Here is a 20,912-nt window from a genome sequence, read left to right on the forward strand (position 1 = left end):
GAACAAGCAATTGCTTGTTCCGCGCACCCATTGCCTGTGGTCAGTCCGGGGGTGGTGGGGTGCGCGTACGTGTTGGTGCGGGGTTCGCCAGCAGATGGGTGAGCGGTGGGGGTGTGGGCCGGTTGTCGGGGACTGGTACTGGCGATAGGCAGTGGGGACTGTGAACACGGCATGGCTTGTTCACAGTCCCCGCCGGGGATGGCGAGTCCCGTTGGGTCGGTCCGCCGTGTGGGTCCAGGTCCGCTGTGTGGGTGCGGGTCGGGCGTGTGGGATGCGGTCGGGTGAGGGCGGGTCAGTGGGGAGGTAGGGCGGGCTGACCCCGATGTTCGACGCGGTGGGGTGGTTCGTCTGGCGGGGCGGGCGGGGCTGGGCTGTTGGTTGGGTGCCGGTCAGGTGGTGTGGTTTATGCGGGCGGGGTGGGGGTCGGGGCTGGCGGGTTGGGCGTGGGGCGGTCGGCGAGTTTTAGCCAGATGACGCCGGTGATGGTGATGGTTAGGCAGGTGGCTTTGGAGAGGGTTAGGGGTTCGTGGAAGAAGATCGGGCCTAGGAGGGAGGTGCCGGCGGCGCCGATGCCGGCCCAGGTGGCGTAGCCGATGCTTACTTCGATGGTGCGTAGGGCGAGGCTCAGCGCCCATAGGGTCAGGAGGAAGAACGCCGCGGCGGTTACGGACCAGGTCCAGACGGTGAAGGCGTGGCTGCCGGCGACTGACAGGGCGTAGCCGATTTCGAAGGTGCCGGCCAGGAGGAGGGTCAGCCACGCGGTACGGCGGGTGCTCACGAGGCGCTCGTCAACTGCAGGCCGACTACTCCGCCGATGACCAGCGCGATGCCGACCGCCTTGTGCCAGGTGAGCTGCTGGCCGAAGACGAGGGTGCCGAGCAGGGTGATGCCGACGCCGGCGAGGGACGTCCACAGCGCGTAGCCGACGCCGACGTCGAAGGTGAGCAGGGCTCGGCTGAGGAAGTATGTGCCTAGGGCGCCGGTGAGGAGCGTTGCCGCTGTCCATCCGCGGTGTTTGAAGCCTTGGGCTTTGCCGGCCGAGACCGCGACGGCGATCTCGAAGACGACGGCGATCGCCAGGTAGAGCCAGTGCATGAGGGTCCTTCCACGAAGGGTGCGGTCGGGCCATCGTGGAACTTCACACTGGTGTCAGATGCAACACTGGGCGCATGCGAATCGGGGAGCTGGCGAGCGCCGCCGGCGTGAGTACGCGCTCCTTGCGGTACTACGAAGCGCAGGGCCTGATCCGCTCGAGCCGTACGCCCGGTGGGTGGCGGGATTTCGACGGGGCGATGGTCGAACGGGTCGTGATGATCCAGCATCTACTGGCGGCGGGTCTGTCGAGTACGACGATCGGCGAGCTGCTCCCGTGCCTGGAGGCGCCTCCCGAGGAGCGCACCGGCGTACTCGAGGTCTTGCTCGCCCAGGAAGTGCAAAGGCTGGAATCGAAGCGCCGCGAGATAGACCGCGAACTCGACGTACTCCAGGCGCTCCGCCAAGACGTCAGCGTTTAGCCGCCCAGAACAGCGCGTGGCCGCCGGAGCCTTCCGGTACGAAGGACTCCGCCTCGACGGTCAACCCGGCGGCAACGAGCCAACGCCGGTACGTCGTCACATCGGCCTGGCTCCACCACATCTCAGTCCCACCGCCAAGCCAGTCGTCCTCGGTCCCGGTCCACGCGGTGTGCCCCGTCGTACACAAGAAGAGCCCACCAGGCCATCGGTTCGAGCAGCACCTGCTGTTCGTTCAGTAGCCTGCATCTCGTCCATGAGCAGTTGGATCAGCCTCTATTAGCCTCGCTGATGTCCACGCCGAGCAGGTGATGCCCGGCGGTCCGTCAGTTTGGCGATTCAGGTTGTGTACTTCGAGTCCGCGGCGGTGGCGGCGTCGTAGTGGTGGGAGAGTACGTCGTACCCGCGGCGGACGATGTCCTTCGGGTCTTCCATTCGTTGGACGGTAGTGCGTTCAGCGGACGCTGGTCAGGTGGTTTTCGCGGGACGTGCGTCGGGTGAACACCGACGGGCGGTTGGTTGCCGACTGCAAGAGCGCCTCGTCGCGGGTGAGCTGCGACAGGTGGTCGACGTACACGGTGCCGGCCAGGTGCTGGGTCTCGTGGATGAGGCAGCGCGCGAAGTACCCGGACGCCTCGACGGTGAACGGGTTGCCGTCCACGTCGTACGCGTGCAGAACGGCGTGGGTCGGCCGGGGGAGTGGTGCGTTGGCGCCGGGCACCGACAGGCAGCCCTCGGTGCCGCCCTGGGTGCCGAGCAGCGCCGTACTCGTCTCCACGCGCGGGTTGAACGCATGCCCGACGTGCCGGTCGCCCTGCTCGTCAGTGAGGTCGTACACGAACAACTGCGCGTCGACGTCGACCTGGTTCGCCGCGAGCCCGCAGCCCTCGGCGATCCACATCGTCGCGAACATGTCGTCGATCAGCCCGCCCCACCGCTCCGCCCCGAACTCGGTGACGGGCCGGCAAGCCCGGTGCAGGATCTCCTCGCCGTACTCCGTGACGCGCAGCGGCGTGCCCCGTCGCACCTCGTCCAGCAGCTCAGGCAGGCGACGACTCAACCGCCCTTGGATGTACGTCGGCATACAAAGACCGTACTATGCAAAGTCGAGGCTTTGCAAAGCCACTAGGATGCCGCCATGACCACGAACCGCCGGGACGTCGTCCGCGCGCATCCACTGCGCGAGGAGCTGCTGCGGCTGATCGACCGGGACGGCGCGACGACGTCGACGATCGCCGCGCGGGAACTGGGGGAGAGCACCGGGTCGTGCTCGTTCCACCTCCGCCGGCTGGAGGCGCTCGGCGTGATCGAGGCGGTGCCGGGCGCGCCGGGCCGGGTCAAGCCGTGGCGGCGGGCGCGGGCCGAGCAGGCGACGCTGAACTGCGAGCTCGAGGACACGGCGTACGCGAGCTGGCTGGCCGCGAAGACCTCCGACGACGAGGACTTCGCGTTCAGCGCGGTCGTCACGCTCGCCGACGGCGAACTCGCCGAACTCCGCGCCCGCCTGCACCGCGTCCTGCACGACTTCGTCAGCTCAGAACCCGCCGCGGAGTCCGCCACTCCGACCGCCGTGATCATCCGCGCGTTCCCGCTCCACGAGGAGTAGCCCGCCGGGAACCGCGCGCCGCGCCGCCGCGTCAGGACTGTGGACGGCAACCCGAACGTGGAGCACCTATGACCAACAGCCAGCCGACGGACCAGCGCTCCGGATATCCGCAGCAGCTCTGGCCGGACTACGCGCAGGCACGGGCCCAGCAGCACGCTCGCAGCTGGCCTGCCGGACCGGTGGCGGCGCAGCGGCCACGCTCGGCGGTCTTGGGGATGGTCGGGCTGATCGTCGGCCTCGCTGCCCTGGTGGCTCCGTTCCTGCCCCCGGTGGAGATGACGACCTTGCGGCAGTACGGCACGGTGCTGCTGGCGATACCAGGACTCGCGCTGGCCGTCGTTGGCCTGGACCGCCGGCGGCGCGGTCGGCCGGTCGCGGCGATCGGGCTGGCGATCAATCTGTTCGCGCTGGCGATCCTGGCGCCGTTGGCGTTGGCATTCCCGTGAAAACAAGCCAGTCGATGGCGTGATTTGTCCGTACGGTCGTCGCCATGCGAAGCGTGACGCGGGAACAGGCCATCGCCTATCGGCTGGACATGAACCATCTGGTGCACCGGCTCCCACCCGGCTCGCAGGCGCAGGCGGCGTACGTCGGCCTGCAGGACACCGCGCCGCGAGACGCCCTGCTCGGGATGGCCGCGAGGATGGAAGGGACGACACTGCCGGACTGGGAGCACCCGTCGCTGATCCAGACGTACAGCCCGCGCCAGGCGGTGTACGTGCTGCCGGCTCGTGACTTCGGCGTGTTCACGCTCGGCCGGTTGCCGCCCGATCCGGCCGCGGTACGGCGGGTCGACGAGCTCGCGGACTCCGTGTGCGACGTACTCGCCGGACAGGAACGGCGCGGCGCCTACATCGACGGTCTGCGTGAGGCCTGCGCCAGCGGGCGGATCGCGCTCCGGTGGGACACCACCTCGCTGTACGCCCGCGAGGTCCCGCGCCCGGAGATCGACGTACCAGAGGCACGCCGTGAGCTCTGCCGGCGCCACGTCCGGTACTTCGGACCCACGACGCCGAAGGTGTACGCCTGGTGGTCGGGGCTGTCACCTGCCGACGCCCGCGCCGTGTGGGATCAGGTGGCGGACGAGCTGGTTGAGGTCGACTTCGCCGGCGTACCGGCGTGGGTACTGCGAACCGCCGAGGCCCCGCCGGCGCCCCACGGCGTACGGCTCCTGGTCGCTTCCGACCTGCGGCTGCTCGGCCGCGACCGCGACGCCCGCTTCATCGCCCCCGGCCTCCGCAAGCTAGCCCCGGTCGCCGACACCTTCCATCCCAACGGCCTGCTCGTCGACGGTCAGATAGCCGGCGCCTGGGGTCGCAAGAGTGGACGGGTGGACGTCCTGCTGTCGCAAGACCTCACACCGGACCAGTACGACGCCCTGGACGCCGAGGTGGCAGCCCTGCCGCTCAAGAGCTCGGAGCTGTCCGTAAGAATCAAGGCATGCTCAACTGCCCCTGTGGTCAGCCCCAGCCGTACGCCGCGTGTTGCGGCCCGCTCCACCAGGGCAAGGTCACCGCGGCGACGGCCGAGCAGTTGATGCGCTCCAGGTACACCGCCTTCGTGATGCACGACGCGGCGTACCTGCGACGCACCTGGTCCCTGGCGACCCGCCCCGCCACCATCGAGTTCGACCCGAACCGCCGGTGGACCCGCCTGCAGATCCTCGGCACCACCGGCGGCAGCCCCTTCCACACCGAGGGCACCGTCGAGTTCAACGCCCACCACAACACCGGCGTACAACACGAAAACAGCACCTTCATCCGCGAAGCCGGCGAGTGGGTGTACGTCGCCGCCCTCTGACATGACCGAACAACACACCTGGCGCCCACCCCGGGCAATCCGAATCCTGGCCGGACTCATCGTCCTTGCCGGGCTCGTGACGACTGTCCTGCTGCCGGAGTTCTGGCCGTCGATCCCGCTCAGCCTGGTGATGCTGGCCGTGGTGCTCCGCGAAGAGCTGCGGTTGACCGACGACGACCTGGTGTTCCGGACCATCTTCGGCACGACCCGGATCCCGCGCGCCGAGATCGAGTCGGCCCGGTTCGACTACCACCTCGTCGGCGGTGTCTACCTGGAGATCCACCGGCGCGACGGACGGGTCGAGAAGCTGCGGGTCTCGCCGAAGGCGACGTCGACGGAGCTGAGTGGTGACCCGCCGGCGCCGGACAGTGCGGCGTACCAGATCACTCGGTGGGCCGCGGACGGTCGGTCCACCGAGGCGGGTTAGTTACTCGGCGACCTGGTACGTCGGGGTGATGATTGCGCGGGCCAGGGTGTGGAAGGCGAGGTTGAAGCCGACGACGGCCGGGGTGGCGTCGGAGTCGACGTCCAGGGCCTCTACGTCGATGGCGTGGACGACGAAGTAGTAGCGGTGGATCTGGTCGCCCGCGGGCGGGGCGGCGCCGCCGAAGGACTTGGAGCCGAAGTCGTTGCGGACGTGGAAGGCGCCGTTGTCGAGGCGCTCGGTGGTGCCGGCGCCGGCCGGGAGCTCGGTGACCGTGGCGGGAAGGTTGACCAGCACCCAGTGCCAGAAGCCGGACACGATCGGCGCGTCCGGGTCGAAGCAGGTGACGACGAAGGCCCTGGTCTCCGCGGGGAACCCGGACCAGCTGAGCTGCGGCGACGTGTTCCCGCCCGCGAACGCGTGCGCGTCGGCCAGCGGCTCGCCGTCGCTGACGTCGGTGCTGGTGACGGTGAACCCGCCGACCTCCGGGAGCAGCTTGTACGGGTCCGGTGTGACGGGACGATCGAGCGACATCTGTGAGCCCTCCAACGGCGAGCGACGTGTGGTGATCCCGACATTACTGTCCAGGGATCGCCGGTCCTCCGATGGGTCGATTGGTTCTTGCAGCCGACTCGTTGGTTGCCAGCGTGTGCGGATGGCTCTGTGATGGCGGCGCGTGCTTTCGGCGGCTGAATTGTGTCGGTGGTCTCGGTCAGACTGCTCCTGTGCCCGACGATGCCGCCTTGCTCGCAACAACTTGGCCTTCCGTACCGCGCAGTGCGGTGCGGGACGACGCTGAGCTCCTGCTGGCGCTGATAAGGCGCGCCATCGCATTGCCGTGGGACGCGTCGTGAGGTTGCGGGCATACAAGTATGCGCTGAACCCCACTTCCCGTCAGGCGCGGTACCTCGAAGGTCACTGCGGCGCGGCGCGGAAGGCGTTCAACTGGGGTCTTGGCCGGGTGAAAGCGAACCTCGGTCAACGAGCGGCGGAACGCACCTACGGGATCCCGAACGAGCTGTTGACTCCGACGATCTCGTGGACGATGTACTCGCTGCGCACAGCGTGGAACCAGGTCAAGGACGACGTGGCGCCGTGGTGGGCCGAGTACTCGAAGGAGGCCTACGCCTCAGGCCTGACCCAGTTGGCCGCCGCGCTGAAGAACTGGGACGCATGCCACAGGGGTAAGCGTGTCGGTCGCAGGATGGGATTTCCGCGGTTCAAGTCCAAGCACAAGGCGGTCAAGTCGTGCCGGTTCACCACCGGAGCCATCGGCTGCGACGAGCGGCATGCTGTCCTGCCGCGGATCGGCCGGGTCCGGCTGCACGAGAGCCCGGCACCGGAGTTGCTGGACGGCACGGCCCGGATCCTGGCGGCGACGATCCGATTCGAACGCGGCCGGTGGTTCGTTTCCTTCACCGTCGCGCAAGAGTTGGCTGACTGTCAGCCGAGGCGTCCAGAGGCCGCGGTTGGCGTGGACCTGGGCATCAAGTGCCTGGCAGTCCTGGCCCAGCCAGGCGGTAGCCCTCGGACGGTGCCTAACCCGAAGCGCCTCGACGAGGCTCTGCGCAAGCTCGGCAAGCTGTCGCGTCGCGTGTCCCGCCGGGTCGGTCCGGACCGCCGCACCGGCCAGGCGCCGTCGAAGCGGTGGAAGCGCGCTGACGCCCACCGCAATCGTGTCCATCACCGGCTTGCCTGCCAGCGAGGCGACGCGCTCCACAAACTCACCACGAAGATCGCCGCCGAGTACGGCACAGTCGTCGTGGAAGATCTCAACGTTGCCGGGATGCTGCGGAACCGTCGCCTCGCTCGCCGGATCGGGGATGTGGGTTTCGGCGAGATCCGGCGACAATTGGCGTACAAGACCGAGTGGAACGGCGGACGGCTGGTCGTGGCCGACCGGTGGTTTCCCTCTAGTAAGACCTGTTCGGGCTGTGGAGTGGTGAAAGCCAAGCTGCTCTTGTCCGAACGCGAGTACAGGTGTGAGTCCTGCGGTCTGTGCATGGATCGTGACGAGAACGCGGCGAGGAATCTTGCCGCGCTGGCGGTCGCCGCGAGTGGTGCGGAGACGTTAAACGGACGTGGAGCCGACCAGAAGACCCGGGATCTCGGGCAGGTGGCTGTGAAACGTCTACCCGGCAGCCCAGAGCGTGAGACCGGGACCGCCTCGCCAGAGGCTGTAGGTGTGTAGCCGATGACTACTCACTTTCAACGGATGCGAAGATCGTCCGGAGGCTACGAGTGGAGGACTGGTGGACGAGTACCTGGAGCGGATCGCTCCCGCTGATCAGCCGGCGATGCGGGCGGCCGCGGAACGGCATGCGCGGCTGACCAAACCGGCCGGCTCCCTCGGCGTCCTCGAGGAGCTGTCGGTGAAACTCGCCGGGATGACCGGCGCGCCCGCCGTACCGGGGCCAGCGGTCGTCACGGTGTTCGCGGCCGACCACGGGGTGCACGCGCAGAACGTCTCCCCGTGGCCGCAGGAGGTGACCGCCGCGATGCTGGCGAACTTCGCCGCCGGTGGCGCCGCGGTCAACGCGTTCGCGAAGAACAACGGCGTCGACGTACGCGTGGTCGACGTCGGCGTCGCGACCCCGGTCGACGGGCTCGACATCGTGCACGCGAAGGTCCGCCCGGGCACCCGTGACCTCTCCCAGGGCGACGCGCTCACCGAGGACGAGGCGCGCCAGGCGATCGCGGTCGGGTTCGGCCTCGCGGACAAGCTGGTCCAGGACGGGTACCGCTGCCTGTTGACCGGCGACATGGGCATCGCCAACACGACCGCCTCGGCTGCGCTGATCGCCACCTTCACCGGCGCGACCGCCGACGCGGTGACCGGCCGCGGTACGGGCATCGACGACGCGGCGCTCGCGCACAAGACCGCCGTCGTACGGGAGGCACTCGCGCGGCACGGCGTACCGCCGACCGAGCCGCTCCAGGCACTCCAGGCGTACGGCGGACTCGAACACGCCGCGCTCGCCGGGTACATCCTGGGCGCGGCCGCGAACAAGGTCCCGGTCATCCTGGACGGCGTGATCGCGGGCGCCGCGGCGCTCGTCGCGCAGGCGTTCCACCCGGCGGTCATCGACTACTGCGTCGCAGGGCACCGGTCCGCGGAGCCGGGGCACGCGGTCGCGCTCAAGCAGCTCGGCCTGCAGCCGCTGGTCGATCTCGACCTGCGGCTCGGGGAGGGGACCGGCGCGGTGCTCGCGTACCCGATCCTCACCTGTGCGGCCCGGGCGCTCGCCGAGATGGCCACCTTCGAGGACGCGGGGATCGATTCGTGACCCAGCAGTACCTGTCCGGGCTCGTCCTCGACGGACGGCGCGTGGTCGTCGTCGGCGGGGGCGGCGTCGCCCAGCGGCGGCTGCCGCGGCTGCTCGAGTCCGGCGCGCGGATCGACCTGATCTCGCCGTCGATCACGCCGACGATCGAAGGACTGCTCGGCAACCCGTCGCTGACCTGGATCCGGCGCGGGTACGAGTCAGGGGACCTCGAGGGTGCCTGGTACGTCGTGGTCGCGACGGACGATGCCCTGGTCAACGATCAGGTGTCGGCGGAGGCGGAGGAGCTGCGGATCTTCTGCGTACGGTCGGACGACCGGTCCCGCGCGACCGCGTGGACGCCCGCGTCGGGGCAGCACGACAACATCACGATCGGGGTCCTCGGCGGCGGCGATCACCGCCGGTCGGCCGCCGTACGGGACTCGATCCTGGAGGGTCTGCGGACCGGTGAGCTGGCGGCGCGGGACGCGGAGCGGCGGCCCGGGGTGTACCTCGTCGGCGGCGGGCCGGGCGATCCGGACCTGATCACGGTGCGCGGGCGGCGGCTGCTGGCCGAGGCGGACGTGGTGGTCGCGGATCGGCTCGCGCCGCAGCAGTTGCTGGACGAACTGCACCCGGACGTGGAGCTGTTCGACGCCGCGAAGCTGCCGCGCGGGCGGGCGGCGCTGCAGGAGGAGATCAACCGGATCCTGATCGACCGCGGGCAGCAGGGGAAGGTCGTCGTACGGCTGAAGGGCGGCGATCCGTACGTCTTCGGGCGCGGGTTCGAGGAGGCGATCGCCTGCGCCGCGGCCGGTGTGCCGTGGACGGTGGTGCCGGGCATCACGAGCTCGATCTCGGTGCCCGCCGTGTCCGGGATCCCCGTCACGCATCGCGGCGTCACGCACGAGTTCACGGTGGTGTCCGGGCACATCCCGCCGTCGCACCCGGACTCGCTGGTGAACTGGGACGCGCTGGCGCAGCTGCACGGGACGCTCGTACTGCTGATGGCGGTCGAGAACCTGCCCGCGATCACTGCCCGGCTGATCGAGGCCGGCCGGCCGGCCGATACCCCCGCCGCGGCGATTGCCGACGGCACCCTTCCCGGCCAGCGGATGGTGACGTCCGACCTCGCCGGGATCGCCGGCGCGATGCAGCAGAACGGCGTGGGCGCGCCCGCGATCGTTGTCATCGGCAGCGTGGTCCAGGTGGCTGCCGAACTGCGATGAGAGTCTCGATCGAGGAGCCAGGTGACGACCGGCTGGCCGACTACGTGCAGCTGCGGGAGGTGAACCTGCGGCGGCTGCTCGAGGAAGAGCACGGGCTGTTCATCGCCGAGGGCGACAAGGTGATCCGCCGCGCGGCCGACGCCGGGTTCGAGCCGCGGTCGTTCCTGCTGGCGCCGCGCTGGCTCGACTCGCTGCGGGACGTGCTGGCGAAGTGGCCGGACAAGCCCGTGTACGTCGTGTCGGAGGAGCTGGCCGAGCAGGTCACCGGATTCCACGTGCACCGCGGCGCGCTGGCGTCGTACAAGCGCCAGGCCGCCGTACCACTGTCCCAACTCTTGACAACAGACGTCTCGCGGATCGCGATCTTCGACGACATCGTTGACCACACCAACGTCGGCGCCGGGTTCCGGGCCGCGGCCGCGCTCGGCGTCGGGCTCGTCCTGGTCACGCCGACCTGCGCGGACCCGCTGTACCGGCGCTCGATCAAGGTCTCGATGGGCACCGTCTTCCAGGTCCCGTGGACCCGCCTGCAGAGCTGGCCGGGCGACCTGAAACTCCTGCAGGAGCACGGGTACGTCGCCGCCGCGATGGCGCTCACCGACGACTCGATCACCCTCGACGACCTCGCCGCCCGCAAGGACGAGAAGCTCGCGCTGATCTTCGGCACCGAAGGCCACGGCCTCAAGCCGAACGTCCTCCGCCAGGCCGACCTGACCGTCAGGATCCCGATGACCGGCGGCGTCGACTCCCTCAACGTGGCATCCTCGGCGGCAGTAGCGTTCTACGCCACCCGACGCTGAGGGGGAGCCGTGCGTACGACGGAACGCCTGGTGCTGCGGCCGTTTCGGGAGTCCGATCTCGGGCCGTGGGCTGTGCTGAACGCGGATCCTGAGGTGACGCGGTACCTCGGGCCGGCACTGACCCGGGAAGAGTCCGACCGGATCTCGGCGGCGGTGAACGCGGCGTACGAGCGGAACGGGTACGGGTTCCTGGCGGTCGAGCGGCGGTCGGACGGGGCGTTCCTCGGTGCGGCCGGGTTGTCCCGCGAGGAGTTCTACCCGGACGACCTGGAGATCGGCTGGCGGCTCGCCCGGGAGTACTGGGGCCACGGATACGCGACCGAGGCGGCGGCGTCCTGGCTGGATTACGCGTTCGGCGAGGCCGGGCTGCCCCGGGTTATTGCGGTGACCGACACTCCGAACGTCCGTAGCATCGCGGTCATGCGCCGGCTCGGGATGAGGTTCGACCACGAGGCGGTGCTGACGGAGGACGGCGTACCGTTCGACGCCACCATCTACTCCCTGAAGGCGGAGGAATGGCGAAGGTAGTACTGGTGACCGGGATGCAGGCCGCCGGGAAGTCCACGATCGCGCCGCTGCTGGCCGCCCGGATGGGGCCGCCGGCCGCGACCCTCGACGGGGACGTGTTCTACCGCGGCGTCGTCGCGGGCGCAGAGGTGATGACGCCGGACCCGTCGCCCGAGGCGGTCCGGCAACTGGAGTTGCGGTACGACGCCAGCGCCCTGATCGCGCAGCACTACGCCGACGCCGGGTTCGACTTCGTCTGCAGCGACATCGTGCTGGGCGAGCACGTCGAACGCTGGTTCGCCCGGCTGCGGAACGTCGACCCGTACCTCGTCGTCCTCGTCCCGACTGTCGAGTCGATCGTGGTCCGGGAGGTCGAGCGCGGCGGCGGGAACGCGTACCGCGACTGGGAGGAGCCTGGCGGCTCACTGGCGGACGCCGTACGGGCCTTGCAGGCCGGCCTGGAGGAGATCCCGCGGCGGGGTCTGTGGCTGGACAGCACCGGCCAGACCCCGGCCGAGACGGTCGACGCGATCGACCTGGAGAAGGCCCGCTGGTGACCGATCAGGTCGCGGGGGTCTCTTCCTCTTGGTCGTGGTCGACCATGGGGGAGACCGGCCAGTCGCTCGGGTAGTCCGGGGCGAACTCCTCGGCCTCGGCGTACAGCCGCTTGCGGTACTTGCGGGACAGCCGGTCGCCGAACACCATGCCCTGCGTGTGGTCGGTCTCGTGCTGCAGGCACCGCGCGAGCAGACCGTCGCCCTCGTACGTCACCGGCTGGTTGTGGTGGTCGACGCCGGTGACCTTCGCGTAGTCGGGCCGGGCGCACTTGGTGAACGCGCCGGGCAGCGACAGGCAGCCCTCGTCGCCCTCGTCGAGGTTGCGGTCCTTGCCCTCCGGAAGCTCCAGCGTCGGGTTGCAGACCACACCCTGGACGTGGTTGCCGTCCTTGTCCGGGCAGTCGAACACGTACAGCTGCAGGTCCACCCCGACCTGGTTCGCGGCCAGGCCCACGCCCTCGGCCGCGCGCATCGTCGCGACCATGTCGGCGACCAGCGTCTGCAACTCGTCGCCGAAGTCGGTGACGGGCTTGTTGACCCGGTGCATGACGTCCTCACCCCAGCGGGTGATCGGCCGCACCGAACCGTTCTCAGGCAACGTAGACATGCGGGAAAGTGTAGGCCGGGTGACCGGTACGGCGGCCACCCGGCCGGTGGTACTACTTGGCGTTGGCCTCGTCGCGCCACGCGACCCAGTCGCGGAGCAGGCCGAGGTCGTAGTCCGGGCCGGAGGCGTGCACGGTGAACAGCCGGGTGCCGACGTCGAGCAGCTGCTTGCCGACCTCCTCCGGCTTCTTGTCGCCGACGCCAACCGACCGCTCGATCTCGCCCGGGTCGCGGCCGATCGTCGTGCAGTGCTCGTCCAGGACGGCGTGCTTGTGCGCGATCGTCTCGGCGTCGCCGAAGCCGTGCCAGATGTTCGCGTGCTGGGCGACCAGCTTCAACGTCTTCTTCTCGCCGCCGCCGCCGATCAGCACCGGGATGTCCCGGGTCGGCTTCGGGTTGAGCTTCTCCCAGCGCGCCTCGATCCGCGGCAGCGCCTCGCCGAGGGCGTCCAGCCGGCCGCCCGCCGTACCGAAGTCGTAGCCGTACTCGTCGTAGTCCTTCTCGAACCAGCCGGAGCCGATGCCGAAGATCAGCCGGCCGTCGCTGATGTGGTCGACGGTGCGCGCCATGTCGGCGAGCAGGTCGGGGTTGCGGTAGGAGTTGCAGGTGACCAGGGCGCCGATCTCGACCCGCTCGGTCGCCTCGGCCCAGGCGGCCAGCATGGTCCAGCACTCGAAGTGCAGGCCCTCGGGCTCACCGCTGAGCGGGTAGAAGTGGTCCCAGTTGAACACCACGTCGACGCCGATCTCCTCGGCCGCGGCGACGGTCCGCCGGATGTCGGCGTACTGGGCGTGCTGGGGCTGGACCTGCAGACCGATCCGGACGGGAAAGGCGCCGTACGGCCGGTCGGTGGACTCGGAAGCTGTCATGGTGGAGATCTTATCCGGCTTTGCGGAGGACCCTCCGGATAGACCGGAATCCTGGATGGGGTACGGCGGGATGGACGACGTCGACGAGTTCGCGCGGTTGTTCACGCGGTTCCTGGAGCGGATGCAGGCGGCCGGCGGGCCGGGGGTGGCGCGGGAGAGCCTGCGGGAGCGGCTCCGGGAGCATCTCGGCGTGGATCCGGAGCAGGTGCCGGTGGTCGCGTCGTCGTACCCGTCCTACGACCTGCCGAACGTGCAGCGCGCGGTCGAGTCGTGGTTCGACTCGTTCGAGGTGGTCGGGCTGGCGGGGTCGAACCGCGGCCATCACACGCTCGGTGAGCTGCTGGAGCTGGCGGAGTACGACCGGTTCGGGATCGGGGCGGTCGACTACCAGCGGGTGCAGATCGACGTCGACGCGGAGGCGGACTGCGTCGCGTTCGGGTTCTACCTCGGGGTGAAGGGCGCGGACCGGTACGTCGCGTTGCTGCGGGCGGCGAACCCGCAGTACGGGCGGAACAACGTCGACCTGGAGATCCTGGTGGCGGCGAAGGAGGCGCGCGATCGGTTCCTGGGGGCGCTGCCGGAGCTGATCCGGGAGCACAACGTGTTCCGCGGCAAGGTGGTGTCGTTCGAGGGGCACGAGTTCGGGCAGGGGGTCGGGCCGTTCCGGCTGCACCCGCGGCCGGGGCTCAGCCGGGATGATGTCGTACTGCCCGACGGAGTGCTGGAGCGGATCGAGCGGGAGGTCGTCGGGATCGCAGAGCATCGGGAGACGCTGCTGACGGCCGGGCAGCACCTCCGGCGGGGCGTCCTGCTCTACGGCCCGCCCGGCACCGGGAAGACACATACCATACGGTATGTCCTGTCGCAGTTGCCGGAGTTCACCGTCGTACTGCTGGCCGGGACGAGTATCCATTTCATCGCGCAGGCGTGTGCGTTGGCGCGGATGTTGCAGCCGGCGTTGGTGGTGCTCGAGGACTGCGATCTCGTCGCGGAGGCGCGCGACTTCTCGCGGGGCGCGGAGAACCCGCTGTTGTTCCAGGTGCTGAACGAGATGGACGGGTTGGCGCAGGACGCGGACGTCGCGTTCCTGCTGACGACGAACCGGGCGGATCTGCTGGAGCCGGCGCTGGTGCAGCGTCCGGGGCGGGTGGACATGGCCGTCGAGGTGCCGCTGCCCGACGCCGACGGCCGGGCGCGGCTGCTGCGGCTCTACGGCCCCGGTCTGGACCTGCCGGCCGAGCTGGTGGACGAGATCGTCGAACAGACGGCCGGTACGACGGCGTCGTTCATGAAGGAACTGGTACGCCGGACCATCCTCCTGGCGGCCGAGGCAGCCGAGCCGCCCGCCCCGCAGCACCTCCGCGCGGCCGTGGCCGACCTTCTCTCCTCCCAGGACACCCTCACCCGCCGCCTCCTCGGCGCCACCCCACCCCCGGGACCCGGGACGACCGGCTGAGGGTGCGGACCTGGGGGGACCCACCAGCCCGCGTGGGCGGGTCCTCGCACGCTCGACCGCGGTTGTCGGCCGGCCTTGCGAGGGAGTTGCTGAGTGGTGGAGGTCCGCCTCTCAGCTGAAGTACGCCGCGAGGTGGGTGAGCATGGTGGCGACGCCGGGCTTGATGGGCGCCTGTTGCTCGTCGGTGAGACCCACGCTGCGGTAGTCGAGTTGGGTGCGGCCGTCGGGGAGTTCGGTGAGGTTGACGGTGATCTCCTCGGCGGGGTCGTCGAAGCGGAGTTCGACGTGGTGGGGGAGGTCGAGCGCGCCGAAGTGCAGGGTGAAGGGGACCTCGGCGTCGCCGACGAAGACCGCGGCGATCTGGCCTCCGGGGCGTACGTCGATGCGGACGCGGTCGGCCGGTGTCCGGAACCCTTCGGCGACGAACCAGGCGGCGAACGGCTCGGGCTCGGTGAACGCGCGGACGACCTCGCTGGGCGGGGCGTCGACGAACTGCTGCAGGGTGAACATCACAGGCACCTCCATCGGAATCAAGCTGACTCCGTCAGCATGCCGCGAGGCGTTTACGGTTTGTTTTCGGTGGGGAGCTGGGCGGCGTAGGTGTCGGCCCAGGCGCCCAGGGCGCGGATGGGGACCAGCAGGTCGGTGCCGGCGGTGGTCAGGGAGTACTCGACGCGTGGGGGCGCTTCCGCGTAGCGCTGGCGTTCGACGAGGCCGTTGTGTTCGAGGCGGCGGAGGGTCTCGGTGAGGACCTTCTGGCTGATGCCGCCGATCTGGCGGCGGAGTTCGCCGGGGCGGGCGGGGCCTTGGGCGAGGGAGTACAGGACGACCATCGGCCAGCGCCCGCTGATCAGGTCGGCGGCGACGCGTGCCTGGCAGTCGGCGAAGAATCTCGGCTCCACCGGTCCATTGTGCGTCGCCCGTTGGGCACCAGGAGGTGCGCATCGATCTGGCTACGGTCGGGACCATGCGAATTGGGACATTGGGCAACGGAATGATGGCCGAGGCACTCGCGAGCGGATGGGTCCGCGCCGGGCACGAGGTGATGATCGGCGGGCGGTCCGTCGAGCGGGCGGCTGCGGTGGCTGAGCGGGTCGGTGCGGCGGCCGGCACGCTCGAGGACGCGGCGGCGTACGGCGAGGTCGTACTGCTGGCTGTGCCGGGTGAGAACGCGGTGGAGGTCGCCCGCCTGGTGCCTGGGGGCAGGACGCTCGTCGATTGCACGAATGCTCTAGATCACAGGAACTTCACGTTGGCCCAGGACTGTATTACGGAAGCGGTCAGTGCGGTGACTGACGCGGTGGTGGTGAAGGCGTTCAATCTGGCGGCGGACACCGTGTGGAGGAATCCGCCGCGCGGGCTGGGGGTGCCGCTGTGTGGGGACGAAGGCGTCGAGCAGGTGGCGGAGCTGGTGCGGGATCTGGGGTGTGTGCCGGTGCCGGCCGGTGGGCTGGTACGGGCGAAGTTGCTGGAGGCAACTGCCGCCTTGGTGATCGGGATCTGGGTCGCTGGGGGAGACGTGCGTGGGATGTTCCCGCCGCTAGAGGCTGCTTTCGGTACGGTCCCGCCGGGCGAGCCGCAGGCTCCAGGCCGGGAACAGTAGGTACGTCCCCGCCCAGCTGACGCCCGCCGCGAACGTCCACCCCGGCGCGCTGCTCATGTCGTCGAGCCCCATCAGGATCCCCGGTACGCCGACCAGCCCGAGCAGCATCACCACACCGGGCAGAAACCCGCGCACCCCGACCAGCCAGACCCCGACGAGCGCGAACCCGAAGCTCGACCACAGCCCCGCGAGATAGAACCCGGTGATACCCCCGAGGACGAGGACCGTCCCGACAACGGTCACCACCGCGCCGACGGCGGCGAACCCGACCAGGACGGCACGACGTGGCACCAGAACCCAGGCCAGACCGAAGCTGAGCACACCCAGCACCGCATTACCGACATCGTTGATCGGTCCGAACGCCGACGCCCCGGTGTAGAAGACGATCAGGCACAGGCAGGTGGCGAACCCGACGACCGCGTGCGTCAGCGCCACCTGCCGCACGGTCCGATCAATGCTCACCCCTGGATGATCGCGCAAAGAGCTCGTTCAGGTCAGCCTGTGGGATCTGATCCGCGGCGAAGCTGATGGTCCCGCGGGTCGCCAGCTCCTCCGCACTCCGCCGGACGAAGCCGAGCGCGGCCCGGGCGATCGATCCGCCCAGGCTGATCCGCGCGACGCCGGCGGCCTGCAGCTCGCCGACGTTCAACGTCGACGTACCAAGGCCGATCACCACGTTGAGCGGCCCGTCGATCTCCTGCACCAGCGTGCGGATCGTGGTCACATCGGTGACGCCCGGCACGTACAGGCAGTCCGCCCCGGCCGCGCGGAACCGGTTCGCGCGGTCGATCGAGTCCGCCAGCGGTACCGGCGTACGCAGCAACTGTCCGTCGGTACGAGCCGTCAGGACGAAGGACGGCCCGCCCGCCTCCCGGGCCGCGGCGATCCGTTCCACCGCGAGTGAGACGTCGTACAGCTCCCGCCCGTCGTAGTCCTCGATGTTCCCGCCGGCCAACCCGGCGTCCCGCGCCAGCCCGATCGTGTCGGCGACCCGCGACGGCGCGGCGCCGTACCCGTCCTCGAGGTCTCCGTTCACCGGTACGTCGACGGCCGCGGTGATCTCCCGGACCCGCGCGAACATCTCGTCCCGCGACACCGCGGGCGCGCCGTCCGGCAGCGTGTGGTCGCCCTTCGCCAGCGAGAACGCGATCCCCGCGCTCGTCGTGGCGATCGCCGGGAACCCGGCGGCCGCGAGCAGCACCGCGCTCCCGGCGTCCCACGCGTTCGGCATCACGAACCGGCCGGCATGCAACTCTCGGAACGTGCCTCGGAGCGTCATGGCCCCGAGTCTGTCACCGCGACAGTTCGGAGCTCACCGAACCTGCCGCGCTGCCTTCTCGTCCAGCAGCCAGAGCGTGCGGTTCTGCCCCTTCGGACGGGCCGCCGGTACGTCGCCCTCGGCCAGCGCCTTCGCGACCGCGTCGGCCTTGTCCTCGCCCGACACCACGAACCAGACCTCGCGCGCCCGGTCGAGCAACGGCATCGTCAGCGACACCCGCGTCGGCGGCGGCTTCGGCGAGTCGTGCACCGCGACCGCCGCCACGTCCGTCACCTCGACCTGCGGGTACCCCGGGAACAACGAAGCGACATGCCCGTCGGGCCCGACCCCGAGCATCACTACGTCGAACGTAGGCGAACCGGCCGCTTCGAGCTCGGCGCCGTACGCCGCGGCCGCCGCCTCCGCGCCCTGACCGGTGTCGGCCGCCATCGGGTGCACCCGTGCCGGGTCGACGTCCAGGGCCGACAGGAACGCGTCCCGCGCCTGGGTCTCGTTCCGTTCGGGGTCGCCGGCCGGCAGGAACCGTTCGTCGCCCCACCAGAACTCGACCCGCTGCCAGTCGACCTCGACGCGCGCCGGCGACTCGGCGACCGCCTGGTACACCTTCGCGGCCACCCGCCCGCCGGTCAGCACCACCTGCGCGACGCCGCCGGTGCTCTGCGCGTCGACGATCGCGGTGATCAGCCGGCCCGCCACCGAGAACGCCAGGTCCTCGGCATCGGGATGAATCACCAGCTCAGGATCCACAGTCATCGCTTCGCAGCCTTCTTCGCAACGGTCTTCTTGACAGCGGTCTTCTTGGCAACGCTCTTCTTCGCGGCGGCAGCCTTCTTGGCCGGAGCTTTCTTCGTCACAACCTTCTTGGCCGCGGCAGCCGCCTTCACCGGCGCCGACTTCCGCGCCGTCTCCGCAACCTTCTTCTTCTCGGCCGGCATGCTGTCCCGCTCCACCATGCACGCGAGCGTCTTCGCATACACATCGTCCGGGTCCAGCCGCCGCAGTTCCTCGCTGAGGAGCTCAGACGTCGTACGCCGCTTCAACGCCACCGGCCGATCCGGCTGCCCCGGCACGCTGAACGTCGCCACCGCGCCGTCCGGCCGGGTCAACGCGATCGGCCCCGACGGCGTGAACAGCCGTACGGCGGTCACGCCCGGACCGCGAGACGTCCGCTGCTCCACCGGAACCTTCAACCGGGACTGCAGCCACGCCGCCATCAGGTCCGCGCTCGGGTTGCCACGCGCCGCCGACACCTCGGCGCCGGTCACGCGCGTCGGGTACTGGTCCAGGGCGGCCGCCATCAACGCCCGCCACGGCGTCAGCCGCGTCCACGCGAAGTCGGTGTCGCCGGGCGCGTACCCCTCGGCCCGGGCGCTGTAGTCCACCGACGCTCGCCGCGTCGCCGCCGCGTCGGTCACCCGCCGCCGGCCGAGCTTGCCGAGCGGATCCTCGGCCGGAACCCGCGGTCCGCCGCCCGGCCACCACACGATCACGGGGGAGTCCGGCAGCAGCAGCGGCGTGATCACGGACTCCGGCACCTTCGCCAGCTCCCCGTGCAGCCGCAGCAGCACCGCCTCGCCCGGAATCCCTTCACCCACACGGACTTCGGCGTCCAGCCCGGGCGCACCCTTGCCGGGTCGCAGGATCGCCACCAGCACCCGCGAGGGGTGCTCACGGCCGGCCTCGTTCGCGGCCTTCATCGCGTCGTGGTGGGACGCCTCGTCGACGACCACCACGATCGTGCCGACCATGCCCATCGCCGGCGATCCGGCGTTCCGCCGCGCCTTCAGCAGCGCGGACGCGATCTCGCTCGACGTGGTGTCGGTCAGGTCGATGATCATGGCCGCCTCCAGCTACGTCCGTCGCGGGCGAGCATCTCGTGCGCCGAGTCCGGGCCCCAGTCGCCGGACGCGTACTGCTCCGGCTTCCGGTGCCGGGCCCAGTAGTCGAGCACCGGGTCGAGGATCTTCCAGCCGAGCTCGACCTCGGTGTGCTGCGGGAACAGCGGCGGATCACCGAGCAGTACGTCGAGGATCAGTCGCTCGTACGCCTCGGGCGAGGACTCGGTGAACGATCCGCCGTACGCGAAGTCCATGTTCACGTCGCGGATCTCCATCGAGGTCCCCGGTACCTTGGCGCCGAACCGGACCGTGATGCCCTCGTCCGGCTGGATCCGCAGCACCAGGGCGTTCTGTCCCAGCTCCTCGGTCTCCGTCTTGGTGAACGGCAGGTGCGGCGCGCGCTTGAACATCACCGCGACCTCCGTGACCCGGCGGCCGAGCCGCTTGCCGGTCCGCAGGTAGAACGGGACGCCCGCCCAGCGCCGGGTGTCGACGTCGACCCGGAGCGCCGCGAACGTCTCGGTCGCGGAGTCCGACGGGATGCCGTCCTCCTGCAGGTAGCCCTTGACCTTCACGCCGCCCGCCCAGCCGGCGGCGTACTGCCCGCGGGCCGTGTGCAGGTCCAGCCGCTCCGGCAGCGTGACCGCGTTCAGAACCTTCTTCTTCTCCTGCCGCAGCGACCACGCGTCGAAGCTCACCGGCTCCTCCATCGCGATCAGCGCGAGCAGTTGGAGCAGGTGGTTCTGGATCACGTCGCGGGCGGCGCCGATGCCGTCGTAGTACCCGGCGCGGCCGCCGATGCCGATGTCCTCGGCCATCGTGATCTGCACGTGGTCGACGTAGTTGCTGTTCCAGATCGGCTCGAACATCGCGTTCGCGAACCGCAGCGCGAGGATGTTCTGGACCGTCTCCTTGCCCAGGTAGTGGTCGATCCGGAAGACCGCCTCGGGCGGGAAGACCGACTCGACCACGTGGTTCAGCTCGCGGGCGCTCTTCAGGTCGTGCCCGAACGGCTTCTCGATCACCACCCGCCGCCAGGACCCGGGCTTCTCGTCGGTCAGCCCGTGCTCGGACAGCTGCCGGACCACCTCCGGGAACAACCCCGGCGGGATCGACAGGTAGAACGCGTGGTTCCCGCCGGTACCGCGGGTGACGTCGAGCTCGTCGACCGTCTGCCGCAGCCGCTCGAACGCCTCGTCGTCGGTCAGGTCACCGGGCACGAACCGGAAGCCCTCGGACAGCTGCTGCCAGACCTCCTCGCGGAACGGCGTCCGGGCGTGCTCCTTCACCGAGTCGTGCACGATTTGGGCGAAGTCCTGGTTGGTGTAGTCCCGGCGGGCGAACCCGACCAGGGCGAAACCCGGGGGCAGCAGCCCCCGGTTCGCCAGGTCGTAGACCGCCGGCATCAGCTTCTTCCGGGCGAGGTCGCCGGTCACCCCGAAGATCACCAGGCCGCACGGCCCGGCGATCCTCGGCAGCCGCCGATCCTGCGGATCGCGCAGCGGATTGACCGGACCTGTCGGCTCTTCGTCGAGCTCAGCGGTCATAGCCACTTTCCTCCCGT

28 protein-coding genes are annotated in these 20,912 nt (G+C 69.9%); 14 read left to right on the forward strand and 14 right to left on the reverse strand.

Annotated features, from left to right (window positions below; translation table 11 throughout):
* Positions 1-403: 403 nt before the first annotated feature.
* Together ACFV9C_RS35100 and ACFV9C_RS35105 are read right to left on the reverse strand one after the other, a co-directional pair.
* The gene (locus ACFV9C_RS35100; protein ID WP_380200470.1) at positions 404-778 is read right to left on the reverse strand and encodes a DMT family transporter; all 375 of its coding nucleotides are present in this window, start codon (positions 776-778) and stop codon (positions 404-406) included.
* Positions 775-1,095: a DMT family transporter gene (locus tag ACFV9C_RS35105; protein ID WP_380200472.1), complete on the reverse strand. Its 321-nt coding sequence runs from the start codon at positions 1,093-1,095 to the stop codon at positions 775-777. Before ACFV9C_RS35105 ends, ACFV9C_RS35100 begins: the two co-directional genes overlap by 4 nt.
* A 74-nt stretch (positions 1,096-1,169) precedes the next feature.
* Between ACFV9C_RS35105 and ACFV9C_RS35110 the strand changes: the two genes are divergently transcribed.
* Complete coding sequence (locus ACFV9C_RS35110) at positions 1,170-1,514, forward strand: MerR family transcriptional regulator (RefSeq protein ID WP_380200474.1); 345 nt, start codon at positions 1,170-1,172, stop codon at positions 1,512-1,514.
* Here ACFV9C_RS35110 and ACFV9C_RS35115 read toward each other — a convergent pair.
* Together ACFV9C_RS35115 and def (ACFV9C_RS35120) are read right to left on the reverse strand one after the other, a co-directional pair.
* Entirely contained in the window at positions 1,504-1,635 is a 132-nt protein-coding gene (locus tag ACFV9C_RS35115; protein ID WP_380200476.1) for a hypothetical protein, read from the reverse strand. The genes ACFV9C_RS35110 and ACFV9C_RS35115 overlap by 11 nt on opposite strands.
* Positions 1,636-1,965: 330 nt before the next feature.
* On the reverse strand, positions 1,966-2,595 hold the full coding sequence (gene def / locus ACFV9C_RS35120; protein ID WP_380200478.1) for a peptide deformylase: 630 nt from the start codon (positions 2,593-2,595) through the stop codon (positions 1,966-1,968).
* A 54-nt stretch (positions 2,596-2,649) separates the two neighbouring features.
* On the opposite strand from def (ACFV9C_RS35120), the gene ACFV9C_RS35125 reads away from it, so the two are divergent.
* The 5 genes from ACFV9C_RS35125 to ACFV9C_RS35145 all read left to right on the forward strand — a co-directional run bounded on the left by ACFV9C_RS35125 (position 2,650) and on the right by ACFV9C_RS35145 (position 5,344).
* A complete protein-coding gene (locus tag ACFV9C_RS35125; protein ID WP_380200480.1) occupies positions 2,650-3,117 on the forward strand; it encodes a helix-turn-helix domain-containing protein in 468 nt (155 codons plus the stop codon).
* Between the two features lie 68 nt (positions 3,118-3,185).
* Positions 3,186-3,563, forward strand: a complete 378-nt coding sequence (locus ACFV9C_RS35130; protein WP_380200482.1) for a hypothetical protein — start codon at positions 3,186-3,188, stop codon at positions 3,561-3,563.
* A 44-nt stretch (positions 3,564-3,607) separates the two neighbouring features.
* The gene (locus ACFV9C_RS35135; RefSeq protein ID WP_380200484.1) at positions 3,608-4,654 is read left to right on the forward strand and encodes a DNA glycosylase AlkZ-like family protein; all 1,047 of its coding nucleotides are present in this window, start codon (positions 3,608-3,610) and stop codon (positions 4,652-4,654) included.
* On the forward strand, positions 4,654-4,917 hold the full coding sequence (locus tag ACFV9C_RS35140; protein ID WP_380200486.1) for a YchJ family protein: 264 nt from the start codon (positions 4,654-4,656) through the stop codon (positions 4,915-4,917). The genes ACFV9C_RS35135 and ACFV9C_RS35140 overlap by 1 nt, the downstream gene beginning before the upstream one ends.
* Before the next feature lie 76 nt (positions 4,918-4,993).
* On the forward strand, positions 4,994-5,344 hold the full coding sequence (locus tag ACFV9C_RS35145; RefSeq protein ID WP_380200488.1) for a hypothetical protein: 351 nt from the start codon (positions 4,994-4,996) through the stop codon (positions 5,342-5,344).
* Here the strand turns inward: ACFV9C_RS35145 and ACFV9C_RS35150 are convergent, their stop codons facing one another.
* Complete coding sequence (locus tag ACFV9C_RS35150) at positions 5,345-5,875, reverse strand: YbhB/YbcL family Raf kinase inhibitor-like protein (RefSeq protein WP_380200490.1); 531 nt, start codon at positions 5,873-5,875, stop codon at positions 5,345-5,347.
* 316 nt (positions 5,876-6,191) lie between these two features.
* Between ACFV9C_RS35150 and tnpB the strand changes: the two genes are divergently transcribed.
* The 6 genes from tnpB (at position 6,192) to ACFV9C_RS35180 (ending at position 11,697) form a co-directional block, all read left to right on the forward strand.
* A complete protein-coding gene (gene tnpB, locus ACFV9C_RS35155) occupies positions 6,192-7,532 on the forward strand; it encodes an IS607 family element RNA-guided endonuclease TnpB (RefSeq protein WP_380200492.1) in 1,341 nt (446 codons plus the stop codon).
* 61 nt (positions 7,533-7,593) lie between these two features.
* Entirely contained in the window at positions 7,594-8,628 is a 1,035-nt protein-coding gene (gene cobT / locus ACFV9C_RS35160) for a nicotinate-nucleotide--dimethylbenzimidazole phosphoribosyltransferase (protein ID WP_380200494.1), read from the forward strand.
* Positions 8,625-9,833, forward strand: a complete 1,209-nt coding sequence (cobA, locus tag ACFV9C_RS35165) for a uroporphyrinogen-III C-methyltransferase (RefSeq protein ID WP_380200496.1) — start codon at positions 8,625-8,627, stop codon at positions 9,831-9,833. The genes cobT and cobA overlap by 4 nt, the downstream gene beginning before the upstream one ends.
* The gene (locus ACFV9C_RS35170; protein WP_380200498.1) at positions 9,830-10,633 is read left to right on the forward strand and encodes a TrmH family RNA methyltransferase; all 804 of its coding nucleotides are present in this window, start codon (positions 9,830-9,832) and stop codon (positions 10,631-10,633) included. The genes cobA and ACFV9C_RS35170 overlap by 4 nt, the downstream gene beginning before the upstream one ends.
* Positions 10,634-10,642: 9 nt before the next feature.
* On the forward strand, positions 10,643-11,161 hold the full coding sequence (locus tag ACFV9C_RS35175) for a GNAT family N-acetyltransferase (protein ID WP_380200500.1): 519 nt from the start codon (positions 10,643-10,645) through the stop codon (positions 11,159-11,161).
* Complete coding sequence (locus ACFV9C_RS35180) at positions 11,149-11,697, forward strand: hypothetical protein (protein ID WP_380200502.1); 549 nt, start codon at positions 11,149-11,151, stop codon at positions 11,695-11,697. Before ACFV9C_RS35175 ends, ACFV9C_RS35180 begins: the two co-directional genes overlap by 13 nt.
* Before the next feature lie 4 nt (positions 11,698-11,701).
* On the opposite strand, the gene def (ACFV9C_RS35185) is transcribed toward ACFV9C_RS35180, so the two are convergent.
* Positions 11,702-12,304, reverse strand: a complete 603-nt coding sequence (gene def, locus ACFV9C_RS35185) for a peptide deformylase (RefSeq protein ID WP_380200504.1) — start codon at positions 12,302-12,304, stop codon at positions 11,702-11,704.
* Positions 12,305-12,356: 52 nt separating this feature from the next.
* On the reverse strand, positions 12,357-13,172 hold the full coding sequence (locus tag ACFV9C_RS35190; protein ID WP_380200506.1) for an LLM class F420-dependent oxidoreductase: 816 nt from the start codon (positions 13,170-13,172) through the stop codon (positions 12,357-12,359).
* Positions 13,173-13,242: 70 nt separating this feature from the next.
* Between ACFV9C_RS35190 and ACFV9C_RS35195 the strand changes: the two genes are divergently transcribed.
* The gene (locus ACFV9C_RS35195) at positions 13,243-14,628 is read left to right on the forward strand and encodes an AAA family ATPase (RefSeq protein ID WP_380200508.1); all 1,386 of its coding nucleotides are present in this window, start codon (positions 13,243-13,245) and stop codon (positions 14,626-14,628) included.
* A gap of 111 nt (positions 14,629-14,739) precedes the next feature.
* Here the strand turns inward: ACFV9C_RS35195 and ACFV9C_RS35200 are convergent, their stop codons facing one another.
* On the reverse strand, positions 14,740-15,153 hold the full coding sequence (locus tag ACFV9C_RS35200; RefSeq protein WP_380200510.1) for an SRPBCC domain-containing protein: 414 nt from the start codon (positions 15,151-15,153) through the stop codon (positions 14,740-14,742).
* Positions 15,154-15,191: 38 nt separating this feature from the next.
* Positions 15,192-15,530: a winged helix-turn-helix transcriptional regulator gene (locus tag ACFV9C_RS35205; protein WP_380200512.1), complete on the reverse strand. Its 339-nt coding sequence runs from the start codon at positions 15,528-15,530 to the stop codon at positions 15,192-15,194.
* A 65-nt stretch (positions 15,531-15,595) separates the two neighbouring features.
* On the opposite strand from ACFV9C_RS35205, the gene ACFV9C_RS35210 reads away from it, so the two are divergent.
* The gene (locus ACFV9C_RS35210) at positions 15,596-16,231 is read left to right on the forward strand and encodes an NADPH-dependent F420 reductase (RefSeq protein ID WP_380200514.1); all 636 of its coding nucleotides are present in this window, start codon (positions 15,596-15,598) and stop codon (positions 16,229-16,231) included.
* On the opposite strand, the gene ACFV9C_RS35215 is transcribed toward ACFV9C_RS35210, so the two are convergent.
* From ACFV9C_RS35215 to zwf, 5 genes are read right to left on the reverse strand one after another with little or no spacing between them, the layout of a single operon-like run.
* Positions 16,169-16,693, reverse strand: coding sequence for a hypothetical protein (locus tag ACFV9C_RS35215; RefSeq protein ID WP_380200516.1), 525 nt, complete (start codon positions 16,691-16,693; stop codon positions 16,169-16,171). The genes ACFV9C_RS35210 and ACFV9C_RS35215 overlap by 63 nt on opposite strands.
* Entirely contained in the window at positions 16,683-17,510 is an 828-nt protein-coding gene (locus ACFV9C_RS35220) for an isocitrate lyase/phosphoenolpyruvate mutase family protein (RefSeq protein ID WP_380200518.1), read from the reverse strand. The genes ACFV9C_RS35215 and ACFV9C_RS35220 overlap by 11 nt, the downstream gene beginning before the upstream one ends.
* A gap of 33 nt (positions 17,511-17,543) precedes the next feature.
* Complete coding sequence (pgl, locus tag ACFV9C_RS35225) at positions 17,544-18,263, reverse strand: 6-phosphogluconolactonase (protein ID WP_380200520.1); 720 nt, start codon at positions 18,261-18,263, stop codon at positions 17,544-17,546.
* On the reverse strand, positions 18,260-19,348 hold the full coding sequence (locus ACFV9C_RS35230; protein WP_380200522.1) for a glucose-6-phosphate dehydrogenase assembly protein OpcA: 1,089 nt from the start codon (positions 19,346-19,348) through the stop codon (positions 18,260-18,262). Before ACFV9C_RS35230 ends, pgl begins: the two co-directional genes overlap by 4 nt.
* Positions 19,345-20,895 (reverse strand): glucose-6-phosphate dehydrogenase, encoded by a 1,551-nt coding sequence (gene zwf, locus ACFV9C_RS35235; protein WP_380200524.1) that lies wholly within the window; start codon positions 20,893-20,895, stop codon positions 19,345-19,347. Before zwf ends, ACFV9C_RS35230 begins: the two co-directional genes overlap by 4 nt.
* Positions 20,896-20,912 lie beyond the last annotated feature (17 nt).

Source organism: Kribbella sp. NPDC059898, from assembly GCF_042730855.1.
GTDB lineage: Bacteria > Actinomycetota > Actinomycetes > Propionibacteriales > Kribbellaceae > Kribbella.